The 3,316-nt window shown below is 56.9% G+C and carries 2 protein-coding genes; one reads left to right on the forward strand and one right to left on the reverse strand.

Annotated features, from left to right (window positions below; genetic code table 11):
- Positions 1-137: 137 nt before the first annotated feature.
- Positions 138-1,667 (reverse strand): alpha/beta hydrolase, encoded by a 1,530-nt coding sequence (locus HMPREF0045_RS07560; RefSeq protein ID WP_005987073.1) that lies wholly within the window; start codon positions 1,665-1,667, stop codon positions 138-140.
- A gap of 888 nt (positions 1,668-2,555) precedes the next feature.
- Between HMPREF0045_RS07560 and HMPREF0045_RS07565 the strand changes: the two genes are divergently transcribed.
- Positions 2,556-3,050: a hypothetical protein gene (locus tag HMPREF0045_RS07565; RefSeq protein ID WP_005987075.1), complete on the forward strand. Its 495-nt coding sequence runs from the start codon at positions 2,556-2,558 to the stop codon at positions 3,048-3,050.
- Positions 3,051-3,316 lie beyond the last annotated feature (266 nt).

Here is a 3,316-nt window from a genome sequence, read left to right on the forward strand (position 1 = left end):
ACCCGCCCGGCCCGGACGTGCGCCCGCGCAGCCAAAAATCTGGCCAAGATCACGTTGGCCCAAGGTATAAGCACTTATATAAAACGGGTGGCTCCCCGCATTTGGGAAGCCACCCGTTGCTGTTAGCCACCGGCGTTTTACTTAACAGTGGTGTCGGTGTTGCCGCAGGTTTGGTTATCGGCAGGCAGCGTGCCCGACAACAGGTAGTTATCCACGGCCTTGGTGATGCACTTGTCTGCGCGGCCATAGGCCGTGTGTCCCCAGCCCTTCCAGGTCAGCAGCCTGGAGTTAGAAAGCTGCTTGTTCAGGGACTGCGCCCATTCATAGGGGGTAGCCGGGTCGCCGGTGGTGCCCACAACCAGGATTGGCGCGCTGCCCTTAGCGGTTAGCGCCGTACGCTCGTGGGTAGCTTTGTGGCCCCACAGCTGGCACATCTCATCAGAGCCAGCCATGGAACTACCGAAGGTAGGCGAGGCCTGCTCTAGCTCTTTAGTTTGCTTGGCCCAGGTGGCCTTGTCGCCCTGCACCGGGTAATCCAGGCAGTTAATGGCCATGATGGCAACGGCAGAGTTATCCGTGTAGTGCCCGTTGTCGTCGCGCGAGGCCAATATGTCAGCGATACGCAGCAGCATGGAGCCGTCGTGCTTCTTCATGGCCTGTGACAGGGCCATAGTGAGCGTGTCCCAAATACTGTCCGCATATAGCGGGCCAATGACGGCGGAAACAGCCAGGCTGTAAGTCAGCGGCCGCTCTGAGTCAGTAGTCTTTAGCGGCGACTTACGCAGCCCCTCCAGGAAGGTACGCACCTGCTTTACGCCGTCGTCAACCGAACCGGTAAGTGGGCAGCTAGAGCGCTTAAGGCAGTAAGCCACATAGCCGCGCAGAGAGTTCTCAAAGCTCTTAGCCTGCCCCAAAGAGACCTGGTGGGCGCTCAAAGTGGGGTCGACGGCGCCGTCAAGCACCATGCGGCCCACGTTGCTGGGGAACAGGTTTGCGTAGGTGGCACCCAGGTAGGTGCCGTAGGAGTAGCCCAGGTAGTTGAGCTTGCTGTCGCCGCTTAGCTGGCGCAGGATATCCAGGTCCTTGGCGGCTGAGGGAGTGTCGACGTGGTCCAGCAGCGCTGCCGGCTTAGTTTTCTTAGAGCACTTCTCGCTGACGCCCTTGGCAAGGCTGGCCCCCTCATTGCTGGCACGCATAGCGTCAGTTTCGCTGTCGGTTAGGCAGTTAATAGCGGTTGATTGGCCCACGCCGCGCGGGTCAAAGCCCACCACGTCATAGCTACGAAGTAGATCAGAGGAGAACAAGCGGCCCACCGATTTGACCAGGTCCACGCCACTGCCGCCAGGGCCGCCGGGGTTGATGAACAAGGTGCCTTTTTTGGTGCCGTCAGCTTCGCGCTTTTTCAAAGCCAAGGAAATGCTCTCGCCTTGCGGATTGGCGTAATCTAGCGGAACTTTAACGGTGGCGCACTTAAACTCGCCGCATTTAGTCCAGTCAACTTTCTGACTGTAATAGCTGGCCAGGCCGGCAGAGTACTGCGTGCTGGCTGGGGTGGGGGTGAGTGTGGCCTCGGAATCTGACAGTTTCAACGGACTCGGACTACACGCACTTAGGGCTAAGGTGGCGCAAGCAATTGCGCTGGCCAATAGGCGGGGTAGTTTCTTCACGATCCCAGCCTATCGGGGGTCACTAATTTTTTAGTGGGGCTTGAGTAGGTATTTGGCTTAAGGCAGGCCCGGGCATCGTTGCTGGGTGCGACGGTGGGGCTGGCTGGGGCTCTAGCGGCCGACGGCGCTGCCAGGGCTGCTTACTGGTTTGCTGGGCTCTAGTGGCCGGGGTGCTGAGGGCTGCCGCCGAGCCGAGCCGGGCGCCGTCGCAGGGGCCCTAAAAGCGGCGTCGACGGCGAAACTAGGGCGAAACTACCTGTCCTTGCGGCGTCGTCGTTAGCTGAAAGAAACCTGAGCGCCCAGGAGGGCCAATTTCGGGCTTAAGTGGGCTGTTTGCGGGCTTAGCTGGGAGAAAGCTGTGCGCTCGCGGCTTGCTCACGCCTGTCCGCACACGCTGTCTGTGCGGGATGTTTGGCCCAAACTGACCACCCCGGACCCAATCTTTATAGATTTGTAACCAGAAAATGCGGGTTTTTCTGTCTTAAATAGCAATAAGCTCCAGGTTTTTTCAGGTTCACCCGGTACCCTGAGGCCATGCAGCAAACCAATCACCTAGCCACAGTGGCGTGCGTGTGTACTTTTGGTGCCGAACTGGAAGATTCCTGGGAATTTGTTCGGTGCGCGGAGGTGTTTGCTGGCTGAAATAGACTGAAAAAAGCAAAGAAAAGGGGTGGCCCCTTAAGCTAGATGGGGCCACCCCGGAGCGATCGGATACTCAGCTGAGCTCCCTTAAACCCAGACCTGAAGAAACGGTACAGACCGGTCAACAAGCTCCCCAACTCTCGCGGGTTACCGTCCCGAACGCAACAGAAATATAACAACGGGAACCGACTAGCTTCCTTAAAGAAACCTGAAAATAACCTGGAAGCGATGACGAAAGGCTGAAAAATGACTAATTTGGTCAAAAAGGTGATGTGTGTCGGAGCAGCAGGTATGCTGGCCCTGGGTCTTGTCGCTTGCTCGGACTCAGAGAAGAAGCCCAGTTCTGGTGGTACCCATGTAGCCGCAACCGCACTACCTAGCACGGCTAAATCTGCTCTTAATAAGGGTCTTGGTGGCTCTAAGGGCTCTACCTCTGCTACTGCTACTCCGGGCGCAGCCCCCACGGTTACGGCTCCTGGCAATGGTGACGCCGACTCCAGGGAAGGTGTGAAGGAAGACCTGGGCAATCAGCAGTCTGCCTCAATCGGTGAGGGTGTCATGACCGTTAAGTCCATTAAGGATGAGCAGGTCACCTTTAAGCTCACTGGCTGTGACCAGCAGGAAGTCACTATTAAGGTAGGCGAAACCCAGCTGGTATGCGGTAAGAACCTAACCGTTAATGGCGTGCTGGACACTAGCGTTTCCTACACCGTAGAGACTCCCACCAGCACTAATAAGTAAGCGCTTGGGTAGTTGCTGAAATAGCGGGACCCCACCCGCATTTACTGTGAGCTAGTGCATCTAGAATTAATTTGACGCGGGTGGGGCGCGGTGGTTTATAGTTTTCAGGCACCGGTTGAGGCGGTTGAAATTCTTCCTCCTGGAACGGTGTGAGAGAGGCGCGGATCACTGATCCGGGACTTGCAAAGTAAAAACTTTCAAGGTAAGCTTCTCTGGTGCTTTGAGGAAAGCTTGCAAGCTGGTTTGGTTTGTGGGTTTTTCTTGTG

This window comes from Actinomyces graevenitzii C83, assembly GCF_000239695.1.
Lineage (GTDB): Bacteria > Actinomycetota > Actinomycetes > Actinomycetales > Actinomycetaceae > Actinomyces > Actinomyces graevenitzii.

What these genes read in the sequence shown, in the direction of transcription:
- HMPREF0045_RS07565 (WP_005987075.1), top strand. Translation starts at nt 2,556, where the DNA reads ATGACTAATTTGGTCAAAAAGGTGATGTGTGTCGGAGCAGCAGGTATG.